15 protein-coding genes are annotated in these 19,108 nt (G+C 74.1%); 3 read left to right on the top strand and 12 right to left on the bottom strand.

Translation table 11 applies throughout. The annotated features are described in order from the left end of the window. Nucleotides 1–135 precede the first annotated feature (135 nt). From pyrE to ACZ38L_RS16970, 8 genes are all read right to left on the bottom strand, one after another. On the bottom strand, nt 136–675 hold the full coding sequence (gene pyrE, locus ACZ38L_RS17005) for an orotate phosphoribosyltransferase (protein WP_465693875.1): 540 nt from the start codon (nt 673–675) through the stop codon (nt 136–138). A gap of 11 nt (nt 676–686) precedes the next feature. Beyond that, a complete protein-coding gene (locus tag ACZ38L_RS17000; protein ID WP_465693871.1) occupies nt 687–1,763 on the bottom strand; it encodes an SRPBCC family protein in 1,077 nt (358 codons plus the stop codon). Between the two features lie 89 nt (nt 1,764–1,852). Then, nucleotides 1,853–3,418: a spermine/spermidine synthase domain-containing protein gene (locus ACZ38L_RS16995; RefSeq protein ID WP_465693892.1), complete on the bottom strand. Its 1,566-nt coding sequence runs from the start codon at nt 3,416–3,418 to the stop codon at nt 1,853–1,855. A gap of 397 nt (nt 3,419–3,815) precedes the next feature. Further along, nucleotides 3,816–4,475, bottom strand: a complete 660-nt coding sequence (locus ACZ38L_RS16990) for a DUF2617 family protein (protein WP_465693867.1) — start codon at nt 4,473–4,475, stop codon at nt 3,816–3,818. Nucleotides 4,476–5,020: 545 nt separating this feature from the next. Next, nucleotides 5,021–6,190 carry a pyridoxal phosphate-dependent aminotransferase gene (locus tag ACZ38L_RS16985; protein WP_465693862.1) on the bottom strand — a complete coding sequence of 390 codons (1,170 nt, stop codon included), beginning with the start codon at nt 6,188–6,190 and terminating at the stop codon, nt 5,021–5,023. A 193-nt stretch (nt 6,191–6,383) separates the two neighbouring features. Further along, complete coding sequence (locus tag ACZ38L_RS16980) at nt 6,384–6,926, bottom strand: type III secretion system chaperone family protein (RefSeq protein ID WP_465693858.1); 543 nt, start codon at nt 6,924–6,926, stop codon at nt 6,384–6,386. Nucleotides 6,927–7,059: 133 nt separating this feature from the next. Continuing rightward, the gene (gene clpB, locus ACZ38L_RS16975; protein ID WP_465693855.1) at nt 7,060–9,654 is read right to left on the bottom strand and encodes an ATP-dependent chaperone ClpB; all 2,595 of its coding nucleotides are present in this window, start codon (nt 9,652–9,654) and stop codon (nt 7,060–7,062) included. Nucleotides 9,655–9,705: 51 nt separating this feature from the next. Next, a complete protein-coding gene (locus tag ACZ38L_RS16970) occupies nt 9,706–10,608 on the bottom strand; it encodes a LysR family transcriptional regulator (protein ID WP_465693852.1) in 903 nt (300 codons plus the stop codon). A 70-nt stretch (nt 10,609–10,678) separates the two neighbouring features. Here ACZ38L_RS16970 and ACZ38L_RS16965 point away from each other — a divergent pair, with 70 nt between their 5' ends. The 3 genes from ACZ38L_RS16965 to ACZ38L_RS16955 all read left to right on the top strand — a co-directional run bounded on the left by ACZ38L_RS16965 (nt 10,679) and on the right by ACZ38L_RS16955 (nt 14,614). Next, on the top strand, nt 10,679–11,782 hold the full coding sequence (locus ACZ38L_RS16965; RefSeq protein ID WP_465693848.1) for an SLAC1 family transporter: 1,104 nt from the start codon (nt 10,679–10,681) through the stop codon (nt 11,780–11,782). An 86-nt stretch (nt 11,783–11,868) separates the two neighbouring features. Further along, nucleotides 11,869–12,846 (top strand): LuxR C-terminal-related transcriptional regulator, encoded by a 978-nt coding sequence (locus tag ACZ38L_RS16960; protein ID WP_465693844.1) that lies wholly within the window; start codon nt 11,869–11,871, stop codon nt 12,844–12,846. Nucleotides 12,847–13,564: 718 nt separating this feature from the next. Beyond that, nucleotides 13,565–14,614: a TrmB family transcriptional regulator gene (locus ACZ38L_RS16955; RefSeq protein ID WP_465693841.1), complete on the top strand. Its 1,050-nt coding sequence runs from the start codon at nt 13,565–13,567 to the stop codon at nt 14,612–14,614. Between the two features lie 446 nt (nt 14,615–15,060). On the opposite strand, the gene ACZ38L_RS16950 is transcribed toward ACZ38L_RS16955, so the two are convergent. From ACZ38L_RS16950 to dnaJ, 4 genes are all read right to left on the bottom strand, one after another. Next, nucleotides 15,061–15,684: a hypothetical protein gene (locus tag ACZ38L_RS16950; protein ID WP_396556617.1), complete on the bottom strand. Its 624-nt coding sequence runs from the start codon at nt 15,682–15,684 to the stop codon at nt 15,061–15,063. 635 nt (nt 15,685–16,319) lie between these two features. Continuing rightward, entirely contained in the window at nt 16,320–17,321 is a 1,002-nt protein-coding gene (locus tag ACZ38L_RS16945) for a hypothetical protein (RefSeq protein ID WP_465693835.1), read from the bottom strand. A gap of 114 nt (nt 17,322–17,435) precedes the next feature. Beyond that, nucleotides 17,436–17,930 (bottom strand): heat shock protein transcriptional repressor HspR, encoded by a 495-nt coding sequence (locus ACZ38L_RS16940; protein WP_465693830.1) that lies wholly within the window; start codon nt 17,928–17,930, stop codon nt 17,436–17,438. A gap of 6 nt (nt 17,931–17,936) precedes the next feature. Then, the gene (dnaJ, locus tag ACZ38L_RS16935) at nt 17,937–19,085 is read right to left on the bottom strand and encodes a molecular chaperone DnaJ (protein WP_465693826.1); all 1,149 of its coding nucleotides are present in this window, start codon (nt 19,083–19,085) and stop codon (nt 17,937–17,939) included. Between the last annotated feature and the right edge of the window lie 23 nt (nt 19,086–19,108).

The following is a 19,108-nucleotide window of genomic DNA, read 5'->3' as shown; positions in this document are numbered from 1 at the left end:
GTGTATTGTCACGGAGTGGGCGTGTAGGGGGGGCCGGGGATCCCACCTTCAGGCCCCACCCCCCTGCCCCCAGATTTTTGTTTTTTTTTCCCCCCCCCCCCCCCCCCCCGCCCGTCGCCGTTCCGGCGGAGGACCTCAGGCCAGGTCGAGGTCCTCGGCGGTGAAGACGGTGTAGTACGGCAGCCCGGTGGCCTCGATGGCGGGCTTGGCGCCGCGCTCGACGATCACCGCGACGCCGACCACCTCGGCACCGGCCTCGCGCAGTGCCTCGACCGCGGTGAGTACCGAGCCACCGGTGGTGGAGGTGTCCTCGACGGCGAGCACCCGGCGGCCCTTGACGTCCGGGCCCTCGATCCGGCGCTGCAGGCCGTGCGCCTTGCCCGCCTTGCGGACCACGAAGGCGTCCAGCTCGCGACCGCGGGCGGCGGCGGCGTGCAGCATCGCGGCGGCGACCGGGTCGGCGCCCAGGGTCAGCCCGCCGACCGCCTCGTAGTCGAGGTCGGCGGTGGCGTCCAGGAGCACCCGGCCGACCAGCGGCGCGGCCTGCGCGTCCAGCGTGATGCGGCGCAGGTCCACGTAGTAGTCGGCCTCACGGCCGGAGGAGAGGATGACCTTGCCGTGCACCACGGCCTTGGTCTTGATCTGCGCCAGCAGCGCGTCGCGGTCGTTGCTCATGGACAGCCAGTCTAGGCCGCGCCGGTACGCCGGCGGAGCACCCGGGCCAGCACGACCGCACCGCCGACCAGCGCCACGCCGCCGCCGATCACCCACGGCACCGCCGCCCGTCCGCCGACCCGGGCGGCCACCGGTGCGCCGGGCGGCTGCTCGCCGTACCAGCGGCTGGCGGCCCGGGCCCGGGCGCTGCGGGCGGGCAGCGCGGGGGCGTACCGGCCGCGCGGCGGGGCGTGGTCGACCTCCTCGGCCGAGCGGCCGACGATGCTCCGGCGGACCGGACCGGCCAGCACGTCCTCGGGGGAGAGCGGGTCGCCGTACGGAACGTCCAGCCGCTCGCCCGGCTCGGGCTCGGCCCCGGCCGGCTGCTCCGGCTCGGCCTCCAGGCCGAAGTCCTCGGGGGCGGAGAAGGCGATCAGGTCGGAGAGGTCATCGGCGAACAGGTCGTCGGGCAGCGGCTCCTCGTCGGCCGCCCGCTGCTGATCGGCCGCACCGCCCTCGATCTCGGTCCCGGCCTCGGTCCCGGACTCGTCGTCGGTCTCGACCGTCAGGTCGGCGACCACCGTCAGCCCGGCCGGGCGCTCCCCCGGTTCGGCCTCGGCCGTCAGCGCGCCGACGAACCGGTCCAGCAGTCGGCGCCCGGCCAGCGCCAGCGCCTCCTCGTCGAACTCGGCGAGCCGCCCGCCCGGGGTCAGGTCGCCGCTGAACCGCAGGACGGCCCGCTCCGCGCCGTCCTCGGCCACCTTGAGCCGCACGGTCGCCGTCACCTCGCCCTCGCCGCGCGCCTCCTGGCCCTCGACGAAGGCGGTCAGCACGCCCGAACCACCGCCGCGGATCAGCGAGATCACGCCGCGGTAGGTGATGGTGGATCCGCCGATCCGGACCCGCAGCCGGCCGTTGATCTCCTCCGGGCCGGCCGCGGCCGTGCCGCTCGCGCCCCCCTTGCCGCCGCGCCGCCCGCCGGCCGGCCGCCCCTCCGTGTCGTCGGCGTCCACGCTCAGCCCGGGGACGCACCGCGCGAGCAGCGCGGGGTCCTGCAGAGCGCGCTGGACGAGTTCGGCCGACAGCGGGACGACAACCTCATGCTCCATGCCTGTGAGCCTACCGACCCGCCCCACGGGTGGTGGGGCACGGCGCCGCCTTGACGCTCGTCCGGCCGCGCGCCCGAGGGCCGGCCCGGTCAGCGCGGGTGCAGCAGGGTGCTGGGCGGCGGCAGCCGCTCGGGCCGGGTGGCGGCCAGCCGGGCCGCCGCGGCGGCCAGCGAGGCGGGGTCGAGCGAGCGTGGCGGCGGCGCGTCCGCGGCCAGCCCGAGCGACGGCGGGTTGTCCCGGGCGGCCAGCAGCACGGCGGCCGTCGCGCCGCTGCCCGCCGGGTCGCAGGCCGGACCGCCGCCGGCCACCGGGAACGGCACGGTCCACAGGCCCACCGCGCGCAGCCCGGACTCGACCCGCCACAGCCCCGCCCCGGCGGCCCCGGCCGGCACCGCGAGCCGCCCGCCCGGGCCCAGCCGGGCGGCGGCCAGCCCGTAGAACTCGGCCGAGCGGTACTCGCCGTGGCCCGCCCCCTCCGGGGCCGGCAGGTCGGCCAGCACGGCGTCGAACCCGGTCGGGCCGGGCCGGCGCAGCCACTCCAGCGGGTCGGCGGCCACCACCCGCACCCGGGGGTCGGCGAACGCGTGCCCGCTCAGCGCGGCCAGCCCCGGGTCGGTCCGGGCCAGCCGCGGCAGCGCCGGATCGAGGGTGACCAGCAGCACCGAGTCGACCCCGCGGTGCCGCAGCACCTCGCGCAGCGCCAGCCCGTCGCCGCCGCCGAGCAGCAGCACCCGCCGGTCCGCGCCGCCGGCCAGCGCGGGGTGCACCAGCGCCTCGTGGTACCGGTACTCGTCGGTGCCGCAGACGGCCAGCCGGCCGGCCAGGTAGAGCCGCAGCGGATCGCCGCCGGGGGAGGGTCGCTGGGCCGGCACCCGGGCCGGCCCCGTCCCGGGCCCGCCGGTCAGCACGATCTCGCCGTACCGGCTCTGCACCGCCGCGCGCGGCGGCGCGCCGTACAGCGCCTGCCGGGCGGCCCGTTCGATCGCGCCGCTGAAGGCGGTCGCCAGGGCGAGCAGCACCAGCACCGCGCCACAGCCGGCCCAGAGCAGCAGCCGGGTCCGCGGTGCGGCCTCGTCCCGGAAGAGCCAGAGCACCACCGCGGCGCCGGCCAGCGCGTTGACCGCGCCGGTGAGCAGCGCGCCGGTGGCCTGACCGAGCGCGGGCAGCAGCAGGAACGGGAAGGCCAGCCCGCCGATCAGCGCGCCCACGTAGTCGGCGGCGAACAGGTCGGCCGCGGCCTGCCCGGCCTCCTCCCGGCGGATCCGCTGGATCAGCGTCATCAGCAGCGGGATCTCGGCGCCGATCAGCAGCCCGATCGCGCAGGTCAGGCCGACCATGGCGAACTGGCAGCCCCCCAGCCAGGCCCAACTGCCGTAGAGCAGCAGCACCGAGAGCCCGCCGACCACCGCCAGCGAGCACTCCACCAGGGCGAACGAGGTGGCCGGTCGGTGTGCCATCCGCTTGACCCCGAGCGAGCCGACCCCCATCGCGAAGACCATCACGGAGAGCACCACCGAGGTCTGGGTGACCGAGTCGCCGAGCAGGTAGCCGCCGAGCGCGACCAGCTCCAGCTCGTAGACCAGCCCGCAGGCGGCACAGACGAAGGCGGCGAGCAGCACCAGCACCCGGGCGAGCTCCGGGCGGTGGTGCAGCAGGCACGGGCGGTGCCCGCCGGGGCTGCCGCGCTCGCCCGTTCGGGTGCGGCCGTCCGGGTGGCCGCGGAGCCTGCCGGGGGCGCGCAGGCGTAGGCGGGCGCTCAGCCAGGGGCGCGGGGTGGGCCCGGCGGGGGTGCCGGGGCGGCGGGGCGGCTGCTGGTGGGCCCGGCCCTGCCCCCGGCGGCGGGCGGCGGCCCGTGCGGTCCGGCCACCGCCGGAGGCTGGGGAGGGACCGTCGCGGTCGAGGCCGGGCCGCGGTGGTGGACCCGCAGGCTGGTAGATCACGCAGAAACGCTAGGCGACCGGTGCCGCGAATAGTCGCCCTCGAACGAGGGGTAGCGGTGATGTTCGCCTTGACGGATCGTCACGGTGTTCGGGGAGCGACCGCTTGGCACGGTCACCGGAGGGTGGGCCGGGCCAGCGCGCAGCGGGCCGCCGGGTCGGGCGCCGGCTCGGCCGGCCCGCGCACCACCAGTGAGGAGCGGGTGCAGACCAGCCGCCCCTCCTGCGGGTAGGCGTGCCAGGTCCGCCAGAGCACCCGCTGCGCGCTGCCCTGGGCGACCAGCGCGGTGAAGGCGCACGGGTCGCCGGGGAAGACCCCGGCCAGGCCGCGCGGGTGCTCGTCCACCAGGGCCAGGATCTCCTGCGCCCGGGCGGCGAACACGTGCGGTGGCAGCGACTCGATCCGGGCCGCGAACTCGTACTCCCAGCCAGCGACTTGCTCGGCGACCCGGGCCGGCAGCGGGGTCCGCCGGCCGGGCATGCAGGCCACCGTCTCCAGGCACTCGCCGGGGCCGGCCGCGATGACCACCTGGTGCGAGGCGCCCAGTAGGCGCAGCTGCAGGGTGCCCTCCGCTCTGCCGTCGGCCTCCGGGCGCCGCTCGGCCGCCGGGCCGGGGGTGGGGGCGCCTCCCAGCCGCAGGGCCGGGGAACGCTCGTCCCCGGGCAGCAGGGGCAGGTCGCGGACGGCGAGCGCGGGCAGCGGCCCGCCGCCGAGACACCAGGCCAGGTCGCCCGCGCGGGTATCGGTATAGGAGGTCTGCAGTGTGGTGAGCATGCTCGGCTCCGCATTTCAGCTCCGTACGCGCCCGCCGTGCAGCGTCCGACTCGGCCGTAGGCGAGGCTGTTTCGAGGCTGTGCGGTCCAGGCGCGGCCGACCGTGGAAGGAAGGATTCCGGCTGGAGATTCAGCAGCAGAGAAGCACGAATTCTCCGGGTCCGTCAGGGATTTACCCATTCTTGTTGCACATTCACTGTTCTGGGCGTAGCGCCTGGCCAGGTCTGATCGATGTGTTGAACGGGATTGCTCGCCGCGCGCCGTCCAGACCGGCGTACGCGCCCTCCGGGCCTGGCGCGCGCCTCCGAGGGCTGGGGCGTGCGTCGACCTTCCCGCGCCCTGGGCGGGCAACCGAAAGCCCCGGGCCAGTGCCGTCCGGCCCGGGGCGGGTCGTCAACTACCGCCGCGGCGGCGGCGATCGGCGCCGCCCGGTGCCAACCACCGTGCCGTGCCGGATCATTGTCCCGGTGCGGGCCGCTCCGACCTGCCCGGCGCGGCCCGCACCGGCGAGCCGGGCGACCAACCGGACCGGGACCGCGTGGAGTGTCAGCTGGGACGCAGCCGGGAGAGCCGGTCGACCGCTGTTTCGAGCACCTCGTCCCGCTTGCAGAAGGTGAACCGGACGAGGGACCGGCCGGCCTCGGTGTTGTCGTAGAAGACCACGTTGGGAATGGCCACCACCCCGCAGCGTTCGGGCAGCGTGCGGCAGAACTCCAGGCCGTCCTTGAACCCGAACGGGGCGATGTCGGTGGTGATGAAGTAGGTGCCGTCGGGGCGGAAGACCTCGAACCCGGCCTCCGCCAGCCCGTCCGAGAGCAGGTCGCGCTTGCGGGTCAGGTCCGCGCGCAGCCCGGCGAAGTACTCGTCGGGCAGCCGCAGCGCCTTGGCCACGGCGTACTGGAACGGGCCCGCGTTGACGTACGTCAGGTACTGCTTGGCGGTCCGCACGGCGGCGGTCAACGGCGCCGGCGCGGTCACCCAGCCGACCTTCCAGCCGGTGAAGGAGAAGGTCTTGCCGGCCGAGGAGATCGAGACGGTGCGCTCCCGCATGCCGGGCAGCGCGGCGATCGGGTAGTGCGCGACGCCCAGCACCAGGTGCTCGTAGACCTCGTCGGTCACCACCAGCAGGTCGTGCTCGACGGCGAGACGGGCGATCTCGCGCAGCTCGTCGGCGGTGAGCACCATCCCGGTGGGGTTGTGCGGGGTGTTGATGAGCAGCAGCCGGGTGCGCGGGGTGATCAGCGCGCGCAGCCGCTCCAGGTCGGGGCGGAAGGACGGCGGCTGGAGGGTGAGCGGCACCCGGGTGGCGCCGGCCATCGCGATGCAGGCCGCGTAGGAGTCGTAGAACGGCTCGAACGCGATCACCTCGTCGCCGGGTTCGAGCAGCGCGAGCAGCGCGGCGGCGATCGCCTCGGTGGCGCCGGCGGTGACCAGGACCTCGCTGTCGGGGTCGTACTCGAACCCGTAGAAGCGCTGCTGGTGCTCGGCGATGGCGGCGCGCAGCTCGGGGACCCCGGGGCCGGGCGGGTACTGGTTGCCCTGTCCGGTCAGCACCGCCTCGGCGGCGGCCTCGGCGATCTCGCGCGGCCCGTCGGTGTCGGGGAAGCCCTGCCCGAGGTTGATCGACCCGGTGGCCGTCGCCAGGGCGGACATCTCCGCGAAGATCGTCGTCCCCAGCCCCGCCAGCCGGCGGTTCAGCAAAGGCCTGTCGTCCATGCGCACCCGGTCTCCTCCGTCAGGGTCCCGCGGCGCGGGGACCGCAGCGAGCTTAACGCCGCCGCCCGTCGTGGGCCCGGCCCTTCGACCAGTGTCGGCGCAACCTCCCCGTCGGACCGGCTGATTGACCGCCGGTCGAACCGACTCCGGCCCGGCCGAAGGGAGTTCGGGCCGGGCCGGAGAGGCGGACGGGTCAGTCCTCGTCGGTGTCGTCGTCCGAGGCGGCCTCGTCCTCGATCTCCTTCTGCAGGCCGAGGCGCTCGACGATCCACTGCTCGAAGCCCACCGCGGCCTGGGTCCAGTTGGCGGTGGTGGTGACGAAGTAGTCCAGGTTGACGCCGGTGCCGACGATCATCTGCGACTCACCGATCAGCCGCACCACGCCGTCCTCGTGGGTGTGCGTGTAGACCTTGGGCCACAGGGTCTCGCGGTTCCACTCGTCGATCAGGTCGAGCAGCTCCGCCTTCTTCTCCAGCGGGTGCGGGCGGTCGTAGAACGAGCGCACCGCGAAGAGCTCCTTCTGCTCACCGCGGAACATGTAGTAGACCCGGAAGCCCTCCCAGGGGGCCGCCAGGTCACCCTCCTCGTCCACCACGTGCTTGAGCTGCATCTGGTCGAGGAGCTGGGTCACCAGGGCCTGGTCCGGAACCACCACGGGCGGCGGACCGGCCGGTCGGCCGCCCTGCGGGGGCTGCGGAGCGCCGAACGAGGGGATGGACGACGGGTCGATACTCACGGGGGGTCCCTTCACAGTGCACGAGGGTGGCTGCGTTGCGGGGCCGCCCTTCCATGACTACTCCATCCTGCCTCATCCTGCGGCGGGGGCACAGGGCCGGCAGGTCCCCGGCGCCCCCGCCGGCCACTCCGGCTCAGCCGGCCGGCGCCACCGTCAGCCGGTCGCCCGTCTCGTCCCGGTCGACCAGCACGGTGTCCCCGTCCCGGACCCGCCCGGAGAGGATCTCCTTGGCCAGCTGGTCGCCGATCGCCGACTGCACCAGCCGGCGCAGCGGCCGGGCGCCGTACGCCGGGTCGTAGCCGGTGAGCGACAGCCAGTCACGGGCCGCCGGGGTGACGTCCAGGGTGAGCCGCCGGTCGCGCAGTCGCGCGGCCAGCCGGGCCACCTGGAGGTCGACGATCCGGCTCAGCTCGGCGGTGCCCAGCGCGTCGAAGACCACGATGTCGTCCAGCCGGTTGAGGAACTCCGGCTTGAAGGAGGCCCGCACGGTCTCCAGGACCAGCTCCCGCTTCTTCTCCTCCGGGACCGTCGGGTCCACCAGGTACTGGCTGCCCAGGTTGGAGGTGAGGATCAGGATGGCGTTGCGGAAGTCCACCGTGTGGCCCTGGCCGTCGGTGAGCCGCCCGTCGTCCAGCACCTGCAGCAGCACGTCGAAGACCTCGGGGTGGGCCTTCTCCACCTCGTCCAGCAGCACCACGCTGTACGGCCGGCGGCGCACCGCCTCGGTGAGCTGGCCGCCCTCCTCGTAGCCGACGTACCCGGGCGGGGCGCCGACCAGCCGGGAGACCGAGTGCTTCTCGCCGTACTCGCTCATGTCGATCCGGACCATGGCCCGTTCGTCGTCGAAGAGGAAGTCGGCCAGCGCCTTGGCGAGTTCGGTCTTGCCGACACCGGTCGGGCCGAGGAAGAGGAACGAGCCGGTCGGCCGGTCCGGGTCGGCGATGCCGGAGCGGGTCCGTCGCACGGCGTCCGAGACGGCCTGCACGGCGGCCTGCTGGCCGATCAGCCGGCGGCCCAACTCCTCCTCCATGCGCAGCAGTTTGGCGCTCTCGCCCTCCAGCAGCCGGCCGGCCGGGATGCCGGTCCAGGAGGCCACCACGTCGGCCACGTCGTCCGGGCCGACCTCCTCCTTGACCATCGAGGTGCTGGTGTCCTGGTCCTCGGCGCGGGCCTGGGCCTCGGCCAACTCCTCTTCGGCGGCCGGGATCTCGGCGTACATCAGCTTGGAGGCCTGCTCGAACTCGCCGTCCCGCTGGGCCCGTTCGAGGGCGCCGTGCAGGCCGTCCAGGCGCTCCTTGAGCTCGCCGACCCGGTTCAGGCTCTTCTTCTCCTGCTCCCAGCGCGCGGTGAGGCCGGAGAGCTGCTCCTGCTTGTCCGCCAGGTCGCGGCGGAGCTTGGCCAGCCGGTCGACCGACGCCGCGTCGGACTCCTTCTCCAGCGCGAGTTCCTCCATCCGCAACCGGTCCACCACGCGCTGGAGTTCGTCGATCTCGACCGGCGAGGAGTCGATCTCCATCCGCAGTCGGGAGGCCGCCTCGTCGACCAGGTCGATCGCCTTGTCGGGCAGGAAGCGGGCGGTGATGTAGCGGTCCGACAGGGTCGCGGCGGCGACCAGCGCGGCGTCCGCGATCTGCACCTTGTGGTGGGCCTCGTAGCGGCCCTTGAGACCGCGCAGGATGGCGATGGTGTCCTCCACGCTCGGCTCGCCGACCAGCACCTGCTGGAAGCGCCGCTCCAGCGCCGGGTCCTTCTCGATCCGCTCGCGGTACTCGTCCAGCGTGGTGGCGCCGACCATCCGCAGCTCGCCGCGGGCCAGCATCGGCTTGAGCATGTTGCCGGCGTCCATCGCGGAGTCGCCGCCGGCGCCCGCGCCGACCATGGTGTGCAGCTCGTCGATGAAGGTGACGACCTGGCCGTCGCTCTCCTTGATGTCGTTCAGCACGGCCTTCAGCCGCTCCTCGAACTCGCCGCGGTACTTGGCGCCGGCCACCATCGCACCGAGGTCCAGCGCGACCAGCCGCTTGCCGCGTAGCGACTCCGGCACGTCGCCGGCCACGATCCGCTGGGCCAGCCCCTCGACCACCGCGGTCTTGCCGACGCCGGGCTCGCCGATCAGCACCGGGTTGTTCTTGGTGCGCCGGGAGAGCACCTGGACCACCCGGCGGATCTCCTGGTCCCGGCCGATCACCGGGTCGAGCTTGCCGTCCCGGGCGGCCTGGGTGAGGTCGGTGCCGTACTTCTCCAGCGCCTTGTAGCTGCCCTCCGGGTCCGGCGAGGTGACCCGGGCGCTGCCGCGGACCTCCTTGAACGCGGCCAGCAGTGCCTTGGGGGTGGCGCCGTGCCGGGCCAGCAGCTCGGCGACCGCGCCGCCCTCGGCGGCCAGGCCGACCAGCAGGTGCTCGGTGGAGACGTACGCGTCGTCCAGCTCCTCGGCGCGCTTGCCGGCCTCGGTCAGCACGGCCAGGGTGTCCCGGCCCAGCTGCGGCGCGGCGACCGTCGAGCCGTGCGCACTGGGCAGCGCCCGCAGCTCGTGCCGGGCGGCGGCCATGATCTGCGCGACGTCCGCGCCGACCGCCTCCAGCAGCGGGCGGGCGATCCCCTCCGGCTGCTCCAGCAGGGCGAGCAGGACGTGCACCGGCCTGACGTCCGGGTTCCCCGCGCCGCCCGCCTGCCGGATCGCGGCGGACAGGGCATCCTGCGTCTTGGTGGTGAACTTGCTCGCGTCCACTCCTGCTGCTCCTTGAGGTCGATCCGAAGAATTAAGTTGAGTCTAGCGCGCTCAAGTTTTCCGCGTAAAGGAGAGCAGCTCGCGAGCCGGGCCGGTCGGGCGCCGGCCGACCGGCCAGACCGCGCGCAGCGGGCGGCGCAGGTCCAAGCCGGTCAGCGCGACCTCGGCCAGCCGGCTGGTGGCCAGCTCGTCGGCCACCGCCAGCTCGCTCAGGCAGACCGGGCCCGCGCCGGCCATCGCCGCCGCCTTGAGCGCCGTGGTCGAGTCCAGCTCCAGCAGCGGCGTGGCCATCCCGCCGTACGGGGCGAGCGCCCGGTCCAGCACCTCCCGGGTGCCGGAGCCGGGCTCGCGCAGCACCAGCGGGGTGGCGGCCAGCTCGGCGCCGCTCACCGGGGTGCCCCGGTGGGCCCAGCGGTGCGCCGGGCCGACCACCACCACCAGCCGGTCGGCCGCCACCGCCGTGCCGGCCAGCCCGGGCGGCGTGCCGCTGCCCTCGACGAACCCCAGCTCGGCCTCGCCGGCCAGCACCAGCTCGGCCACCTTCGCCGAGTTCGCGGTCCGCAGCGTCACCGCGGTGTCCGGCCGGGCCGCCCGCAGCGCCAGCAGCCAGCCGGGCATCAGGTACTCGGCCACGGTCAGGCTGGCCACCACCCGCAGCCGGGAGTCCCGCCGCCCGCGCAGCGCGTCGATCCCGGCGTCCAGCGCCTGCGCCGCCTCGACCACCACCCGGGCCCACTCGACCACCAGCCGGCCCTGCTCGGTGGGCCGCGAGCCGCGCGGCGAGCGTGTCAGCAGGGGCACGCCGAGCTGTTGCTCCATGCCCCTGATCCGGGCGCTGGCGGCCGGCTGGCTGATCCCCAGCTCGGCCGCGGCCCGGCCGAGGCTGCCGTGCCGGGCCACCGCGAGCAGCAGTTCCAGGGCGCCGAGTTCGGGGACACGTGCGGAGAGTGGCATAAAGCCAGGTTATGTCCCCATAGGGCACGGGCGGCTACCGGCGGGCACCCCCCGGCCGGAGGGTGGGGTCATGGCCACCCTCACGCTCACTCGGCTCGAAGCGCCCTCCGTCCGCCGGCTCGACCTCTCCCGGCTCGGCCCCAACTGGTACGCCGCGGTGATGGGCACCGCGATCGTCGCCAACGGCGCGGCGGCGCTGCCCTACCGGCTGCCCGGACAGCTCGGCTTCGCCGAGGTGGTCTGGGCGCTCTCCGCCGCCGCGCTGCTGGTGCTGGTCGCCGGCCGCCTGGTGCACCTGACCCGGCACCGGGCGGCGGCCCGCACCCAGCTGCTGGACGACCCGGCCGGCGCGGTGTTCTACGGCTGCCCGCCGATGGCCCTGCTGGCGGTCGGCTACGGCACCCTGGTGGTCGGCGGCCGACTGCTCGGCACCGGCCCGGCGGCCGTCGCCGACCTGGTGCTGTGGAGCCTCGGCACGCTCTACGCGGTCCTGGTGGCGGCCGGCATCCCGTACCTGATGATCACCCGGCACGAGCTCTCCGCGCTGCGCGCCAACCCCACCTGGCTGCTCCCGGTGGTGGCCCCGATGGTCGCCGCCGCGCTCGGCCCGGCGCTGCTGCCGCACGTTCCCGGCGGGCTGCGGCCGGCCCTGTTCTGGGGCTGCTACGGCCTGTTCGGGGCGAGCCTGCTGGCCACCCTGACGGTGCTGCCGGTGGTCTTCACCGGGCTGGTGCACAGCAAGTTGCCGAGTGCCGTGCTGGCGCCCTCGCTGGTGCTGGTGCTCGGCCCGCTCGGCCAGTCCACCACCGCGGTCAACCAGCTCGCCGACGCGGCCCGGACGGTCGCCCCGCGGCTGGCCCCGGGCGCGCTGGACCTCGCGGTGCTCTACGGGGCCGCCGTGATCGGCTTCGCGCTGCTCTGGCTGCTGATCGCGCTCGCCGTCAACCTGCGGTCCCGGCCGCCGTTCGCGATGACCTGGTGGGCCTTCACCTTCCCGGTCGGCACCTGCGTGACCGGCAGCGCCGGGCTGTACCGGCACACCGGCTTCGCGGGCTTCGCCGCCGTCGCCGCGGGGCTGTACGGGCTGCTGCTGCTCGCCTGGGCGGTGGCCGCGGTCCGCACCGGCCGTGAGCTGGTCGCCGGGCGGCTGCTGCACACCGAAGCGCCACGCTGACGCTTGGTCACCCCGGGGTTCGCGCCGGTGCGGTGCGACTGGCACGATATGGCGGTGGCCAGTCAATCCGAGCCGGGGAGGACGGGATGCAGGCCGATTCGGGAGCCCTGCCCGAGGACCTCGGGCTGGATGCCGACGCCCGCGAGCTCTACCTGACGATCGTCGGCCAGGGCGGCTGGGTCAAGGCCGAGGAGGTGCGCCCGGCGGACGCCCCGGCGCTGACCCGGCTGCTGGCCCTGGGCCTGGTCCGCGGCCTCCCCGGCGGCTCCTTCTACTCGGCCGTCAGCCCGCGCGCCTTCGCCGCCCGGGCCGGTGCCGCGCTGCGCGCCCGCTCGGCCCGGCTGCTGCGCCAGGCCGACGAGATCCCGCTCCGGTTCGACGAGCTGGCCCAGGCCTACGACGCGGCGCCGCGCCCGCCGGCCGGCACCGGCGTCGTGGACACCGTGCAGGACCGGGACAGCATCCGGCACCGGATAGCCCAGCTGGTCGCCGACGCCAGGACCGAGATCCTCACCGCGCAGCCCGGCGGCAACCGGCCGGCCGACCACCTGGCCTGGGCGCTCTCCCAGGACGTCCCGTTCCTGCGGGCCGGCGGCGCGCTGCGCACGCTCTACCAGCCGATCGCCCGGACCGACCCGGCCACCAGCGCCTACGCGGTCGCGGTCACCCCGTACGGCGCCCGGATCCGGGTGCTGGACGAGGACTTCCAGCGGATGCTGATCTTCGACCGGGCGGTCGCGGTGATCCCGGCCTCCGCGGACATGGGCAGCGCGGCCTTCGTCGAGGACCCGACCACGGTCGAGCTGCTGGTGGAGGTCTTCGAGCGGGACTGGCGGCGGGCCGAGCGGGTGCCCTGGGGCTCGGCCGACGCGGTGCCGGACGAGGGGGCGGTCACCGCCCGGATCGGCCGGCTGCTGGCCGGCGGGCACAGCCGGCGGGCGATCGCCGGGCGGCTCGGGCTGAGCGAGCGGACGGTGGCCGGGCACATCGCCCGGTTGCGCGCCGAGGTCGAGGCGGAGACGCTCTTCCAGTTGGGTTGGCTGCTGCGGGCCCGGCGGCGCTGACCCGGGCACCGGGCCCGTCCGCCGCACCTTCGCGCAGCGGTCGCTGCAAGTTCGTGCAGTTGCGGGAACCTGAAGGAGAACCGCCCTTGTCCGCGTGCACGCACGCTGTGAGGCTGGGAACACGCCGAACCGCCCGGGCAACCGCAGCCCGCTGGTGGTGACTCGTTCTCCGGTCTCGTACAGGGGCAGAGGTATCTGTGCGACACAGGGGGAACGCCGGGTGGTCCGCCATATGTGGTGATGGCGACCAGGCCCGGTCCCAGCGAGGCGTTGCTGCTCCGCCTCGCTGGAAGCACCTAGGTTGCCGGCGTACACAGGTGGATCCGCCCGGAGCCGGGCGGCCTCGAGCCCCCGCCTCCGGGCCGGATCTTTCCTGGGAACCGCCGGGCTGTCTCGAATACGGGGCGAGGCAGTGCCCGGCGGTGAGCCCCGCGCGGATCCGCCGAGCAGAGTCCTGCCGGGACGGTCGCGGGGCGAGACGCCTCCGGCCGAGCCCGCGGTGGTCCCGGGCGCGATTCACTCAGGGGCTGGCCCACAGCGCCGCCCGACGCACCCGGTACGGTGCTCGCACCCCCTTCCCACCGGGCCGGTCCATGCGGACGGCCGTGCCCGGGGAGGGCGGAGGCACCGGCCACAGGGGACCGGCCGGCCGGCCCCGGAGCGGCCGACCGGGCTCCCACGGCGGGTGGACGGACGACCAGCTGGGGGAGAGCAGCCCATGATCGAGCGGGACGAACCAGACCTGCGACCGGCCAAGACCGCCGAACCGGGCCGGACCGCCGAACCGGGCGGGTTCGGCCTCCCCGGCGACCGGGCCCGCGAGCTCTATCTGGCGATCCTCACCGAGGGCGGCCGGATCCGGATGTCCGACCTCCGCTCGCCCGAGGTGCTGGCGGCCACCGCCGAGCTGCTCGACCTCGGCCTGCTGGTCCGGGAGGCCCTGGACGCCGCCTACACCGCCGTCAACCCGCGCACGGTCGGCGGCCGGCTGAGCGAGCAGCTGCGCTCGGCCGGGACCAGGCTGCTGGTGCAGGCGCAGGAGATGCCGGCCCTGCTGGAGGACCTCACCCGGGCCTACGACCGCGCCCCCCGCAAGGTGGACCGCTCCGGCGAGGTGCAGCACGTGCACGGCCTGGAGGAGATCCGCAGCCGGGTGTCCCGGCTGGGCGCCGACTGCCGGGAGGAGATCCTGGCCGCGCAGCCCGGTGGCGGCCGCCCGCCGGAGGCGCTCGGCGACTCGCTGATGCGGACCCGCGAGTTCATGGCCCGTGGCGGCTCGATGCGGGTGCTCTACGCGCCCTCCGCCCGGGCGGACGGGCCGACCGCCGCCTACGTCGCCGCGGCCTCCGAGACCGGGGCGCGGTTCCGGGTGCTCGGCGAGTCGTTCCGCCGGATGTTCGTCTTCGACCGGACCACGGCGGTGATCCAGGCCGCCTCCCCGAACAGCGGCGCGGCCTTCGTCGAGGACCCGGCGGTGGTCTCGTTCCTGGTCGGCGTCTTCGAACGGGACTGGCAGCGCGCCGAGCCGGTGCGCTGGGGCACCGCCGCGCAGGACCTGACCGGCCTGCCGGTGCACGACCAGATCGGCCGGTTGCTCGCGCAGGGGCTGACCCAGCGGGTGGTGGCCGGCCGGCTGGGCCTCAGCGAGCGGACCGTGGCCGGTCACATCTCCCGGCTGCGCGAGCTCTACGACGCCGAGACGCTCTTCCAACTCGGCTGGCTGATGCGGGCCTCGGCCGACGATCCGAAGGGGGAGCCGGAGAGGTGAGCCCGCACCCGGACGGCCGGCTCCCGGACGGTCCGCGCGGCGAGCCGGCCCTCCGCCGGCTGCTCCAACCCGGCCCGCTGGTCGAGCGGATCGACGGGGTCTCCCGTGTGGCGGTGGATCCGTGGATCGCGGTCGCCCGGGTCAGCCCCGAACTCCGCGCGGCCGGCGCCGGGTTGCTCGCCGGTGTGGACCAACCACCAGCTCTGCCCGTTGAGTTGGCCCAATTCCATGGCCGGTCCCCGGGGTGCCCGGACCACCATCGCCGGCCGGCTGGGCCTGAGTCGGCGCAGGGTGGCCGCCTGGGCGCCCGGCCACGCGAGCGGTACGGGGCCGGGACGCCCTTCCAGTTCGGCCGGCGGATGCGCGCCACCGGGGCCGGACGCCCGGTGACTGAGCCGGCGCCAGATCGGCGTCCGGTCCGTCCGGTCCGTCCGGTCCGTCCGGGGTCAGCCGGTCGCCGCGCCGCTGCTCGGCCAGGTGCCGAACGGGTCGCTGTGCCGGGTCGGCACCGCCTTGAACTGCTCGCCGGGCGCGGTCCAGAACCCCTCGCGCAGCGACAGCGCCATGCCGGCCCAGTCCAGCGCGGTCTCCACGATGTGCCGCAGGCTCTCCTGCGACCAGGTGTCGTCGAAGACCAGCGGCAGCACCGGCGCGACCTGCTCGATCGTGGCGATCAGCGGGTTGTGCGTGATGGCCTCGTCCACCAGCAGCACGATCGGCTTGCGCAGCGCGGAGCCCCAGCCGAGTTCGAGCGAGACGCCCGCCGAGAGCGGAGCGCCCACGTAGGCGAAGACCAGGTCCGCGGTCTGCATCGCGCGGAAGTCGGACGGCACCCGCGGTTCCGGAGCATGGCCCTCCACCGTCCAGGCGTCACTGTGGTGCGCACTGAAGACGGCGGCGCCGCTGCGCAGCAGCGAGCTGCGGAGAGCGGTCAGTCGGGTCCGGCTGGCCAGCGTGACCACGCTGTCGGCCGGCCCGGTCAGCCGCATGAGCGGCGCGGCGAGGAAGACACGGGCCCGGCGACCATCGGGGGCCTGGGCTGCGTGCTGACGCATGTACGGCTCACTCATGTCGACTCCGGGGAAGGGGTTCATTCGGTGGTGTGGGTGAGTCTCGGGCGGCCGGCCGGGGTGCCGGATGACTCTTTCCTGCGGCTGATCCGAGGCTGCTGCGGCAGGAGAACAAGATTCTTGAATGGACAACGACAATCACTCAGGATGAAGCTTGTGGTGTGGTGTCCCGAGTGAGCTGATCGTCCAACGGGGCCTCCTGCGCAGTCCACTGACACGGGGTGTCATTCGACTGCCTGGCAGCGAAATGACACCCCGCTCGGGAAGGGTGGCGATGACAAGGCCGAGGGCGTGCGGCATCATTGGGGCGATTGTTCGACCTAAATCTGACCTGGAACGCCCGAAGCGATCTTCGCCTGGGAGGTAGCGATATGCCTGACATCCGCAGTCTTGTCCGACTTGTCGGAGTGTCTCTTGCCGTTGGCCTGGTGACGGTTGGGGGTGCACTGGGCGCAACCGCCGCTTCGCATGCCGGGGTGGCGGGCAACTCGTCCGGGGTGGTGCGGACTTCCTCGGTGCAGGCGGTTGCGGCACCGGCGGCCGCGATGAGCCCGGGCGAGTACAACTGGAGCTGACGCCCGCGCCGATCGGTGTTCGCGGCGCGTGATCCGACGGGAAACTCCGGGGCCGGCGGGCTAGGAGTTGTTCGGGGTTCCCGGCGGGTCGCTGGAACGGGCTATCGCGTATCCCAGTTGGAACAGCGACTCGACGTTGTATTCCTCGCGCAGTTCGGCGATGTGCCGGGCGAGAGTTCGCTCACTGATCCCCAGCCGCCGTGCGATCACCCGGTGGTTGGTGCCGTCCAGCAGCAGGTCGACGATGGTCTTGCGTAGTTGCGACACGACCTGTTGGGGCACGGACCGTCCCCCGTCGAAGACCAGCGCGCGCCGCCAGTTGCGCTCGAAGACGTCCTCGGTGAGGCAGGTCACCACGGCCCGGTCGCGGATGAACGCCGCGAGGCTCATGTCGTTCGCCACCGGAATGACGGCCAGTGCCCGGTCCACCACGATCAGCCTGGTGTAGGGCTCGTCCAGGGTGCGGAACTCGCCGCCGGCCTGGGTGACCGTGGCGACGTAGTCCCGGGTGGGCCCGTGGTAGCGGGTGCTCGCGTGGTAGATGGTCCGGGCGGCCACCCCGCGCCGCAGGTCCTGCAGGTCGCTCGCCATGCTGCCGGCGAGTTGCTCCGGAGGCCGCGGGCCGCCGGGCTGGGCGGCCAGCACCTCCTCCTTGGCCTTGACCACGGCATGCCGCAACTTCTGGTTGATCAGTGCTTTGCCGCGCACATATTCAATGGTCCCGCCGCCCTGCGACGGCGAATGGAATGCGTCGGCGAGATCCTGGAGTTCGGCCGGCAGGGAGATTGCCCGGGAAAGCATGCCGAGCGCCTGCTGCTGCCAGTCGGTGCTCAGCCGGGTGGCCAGATGCTTGGGATCCACTGCGACGAGTTGGCCGGGATCATCGAGATCGACCACCAGGAGGCCGATTTGTATCAGCTCGTCGAGGTAGATCTTTTCCGGGACGGTGGCCGTCGCCGGGTCGATCCGGCCGTCCGAGCGGATGATCGACAGATAAAGTTCGCGTGCAGACGACGAAAGGGTAGCCGTGCCGGCAACGGACATGCCTGGCTCGTCCCGCATATTCATCCTCGGCTCCTCACCCCCCGTGCTCCCGGCTGACCAGTCTCGCAGGCCATGAAGCCGCCGGCACCCCCCGGAGGGAGGGTAACCGGCGGCTGATCACTGCTGAGGGGTCTACCTGCGCGGACGCCAGACCACCAGGGCGCTGGACTGCTGGGCCGGCTGGTACGGCACCAGGTCGCGGCGGTAGGAGGCGTGCACCGCGGCTTCCCGGGCCTGGAGCGTGCTGGCGGCGCCCTCCAGCGAGGCGGCCAGCTCGCCGATCCGGGCCTGCAGCGCGGCGACCTGGTTCTCCAGCTCGATGATCCGCTTGATCCCGGCCAGGTTGATGCCCTCGTCCTGGGAGAGCCGCTGCACCTCGCGCAGCTGCTGGATGTCCCGGGCCGAGTAGCGCCGGCCGCCACCGCCGGTCCGGTCCGGGCAGACCAGGCCGAGCCGGTCGTACTGCCGCAGGGTCTGCGGGTGCAGACCGGAGAGCTCGGCGGCCACCGAGATCACGTAGACCGGGGTGTCCTCGGTGAGCGCGTAGCCGGCCGCCGCGGACCGCCGGGGCGGTGGTCCGCCCGGCAGCCCCTCCCCGAGGCCCACGCCGATGGAGTCGGGGTTCATGTCACATCACGCTCCCTCCGCCGCCTTGAAGAGGGCGGCTCGCGGATCCTGAGCAGCGGTGGCCTCGCGGTACTGCTCCAGTGCCGTCAGGGCCTCGCCGGTGGTGTGCTGGGGAACCGTCACCTCGACGGTGACCAGCAGGTCGCCGCGGGTGCCGTCCTTGCGGGTGGCGCCCTTGCCACGAGCCCGCAGGGTGAGGCCGTTCGCGCTGCCCGGGGGCAGCTTGAGCTTGACCGCCGGCCCGTTCAGCGTCGGTACGTCGATGGTGCCGCCCAGCGCGGCCTCCGGGAAGGAGACCGGCACGGTCACCGTGAGGTTGTCGCCCTTGCGCCCGAAGACCGGGTGGCCGTCGACGTGGACCGTGACGTAGAGGTCGCCCGGCTGGCCGCCGCGCTCGCCCTGGGCCCCCTTGCCCTTGAGTCGGATCCGCTGCGCGTCCTGCACCCCGGCCGGGATCCGCACCTGCATGGTGCGGGCCGAGCTGGCCCGCCCGCTGCCGTGGCAGTCCGCACACGGGTCGTCCACGATCATGCCGCGGCCCTTGCAGTCCCGGCACGGCTCGGAGAGCGCGAAGGCGCCCTGGCCCCGGCTCACCGTGCCGGCGCCGACGCAGGTCGGGCAGACCCGCGGGGTGGTGCCGGCCTTGGCGCCGGTGCCCGCGCAGGAGCGGCAGGCGGCCTGGCTGGTCATCCGCAGCGGGACGGTGGCGCCGTCCACCGCCTCCTCGAAGCTGAGCGTCACCTCGGTCTCGACGTCGGCCCCGCGCCGCGGCTGGGCAGCCCGCCCGCCGCGGTTGAAGAGCCCGCCGAAGACGTCGCCGATGCCGCCCCCGCCGCCGCCCTGGGTGCCGCTGAAGAGATCGCCGAAGTCGAAGCTGTAGCCGCCGCCGTTGGTGCCGCCGCCGCGCAGGCCGCCGGAGCCGAAGAGGCTGCGCGCCTCGTCGTACTCCTTGCGGCGCTTGTCGTCCGAGAGCACGTCATAGGCCTCGGAGATGTCCTTGAACCGCTCCTCGGCCTTGGCATCGCCCTTGTTGGCGTCCGGGTGGAACTCGCGGGCGAGCTTCCGGTAGGTCTTCTTGATCTCCGCGGTGGTGGCGTCCTTGGGCACACCGAGGACCTTGTAGTAGTCCTTCTCCACGTAGTCCTTCGCACTCACGGCAGCAGCCACCTCCCAGGATG

This window comes from Kitasatospora sp. NPDC024654 (assembly GCF_055559155.1).
The sequence above is the reverse complement of the archived record's forward strand: the minus strand, read 5'-3'. Positions and strand labels throughout refer to the sequence as shown.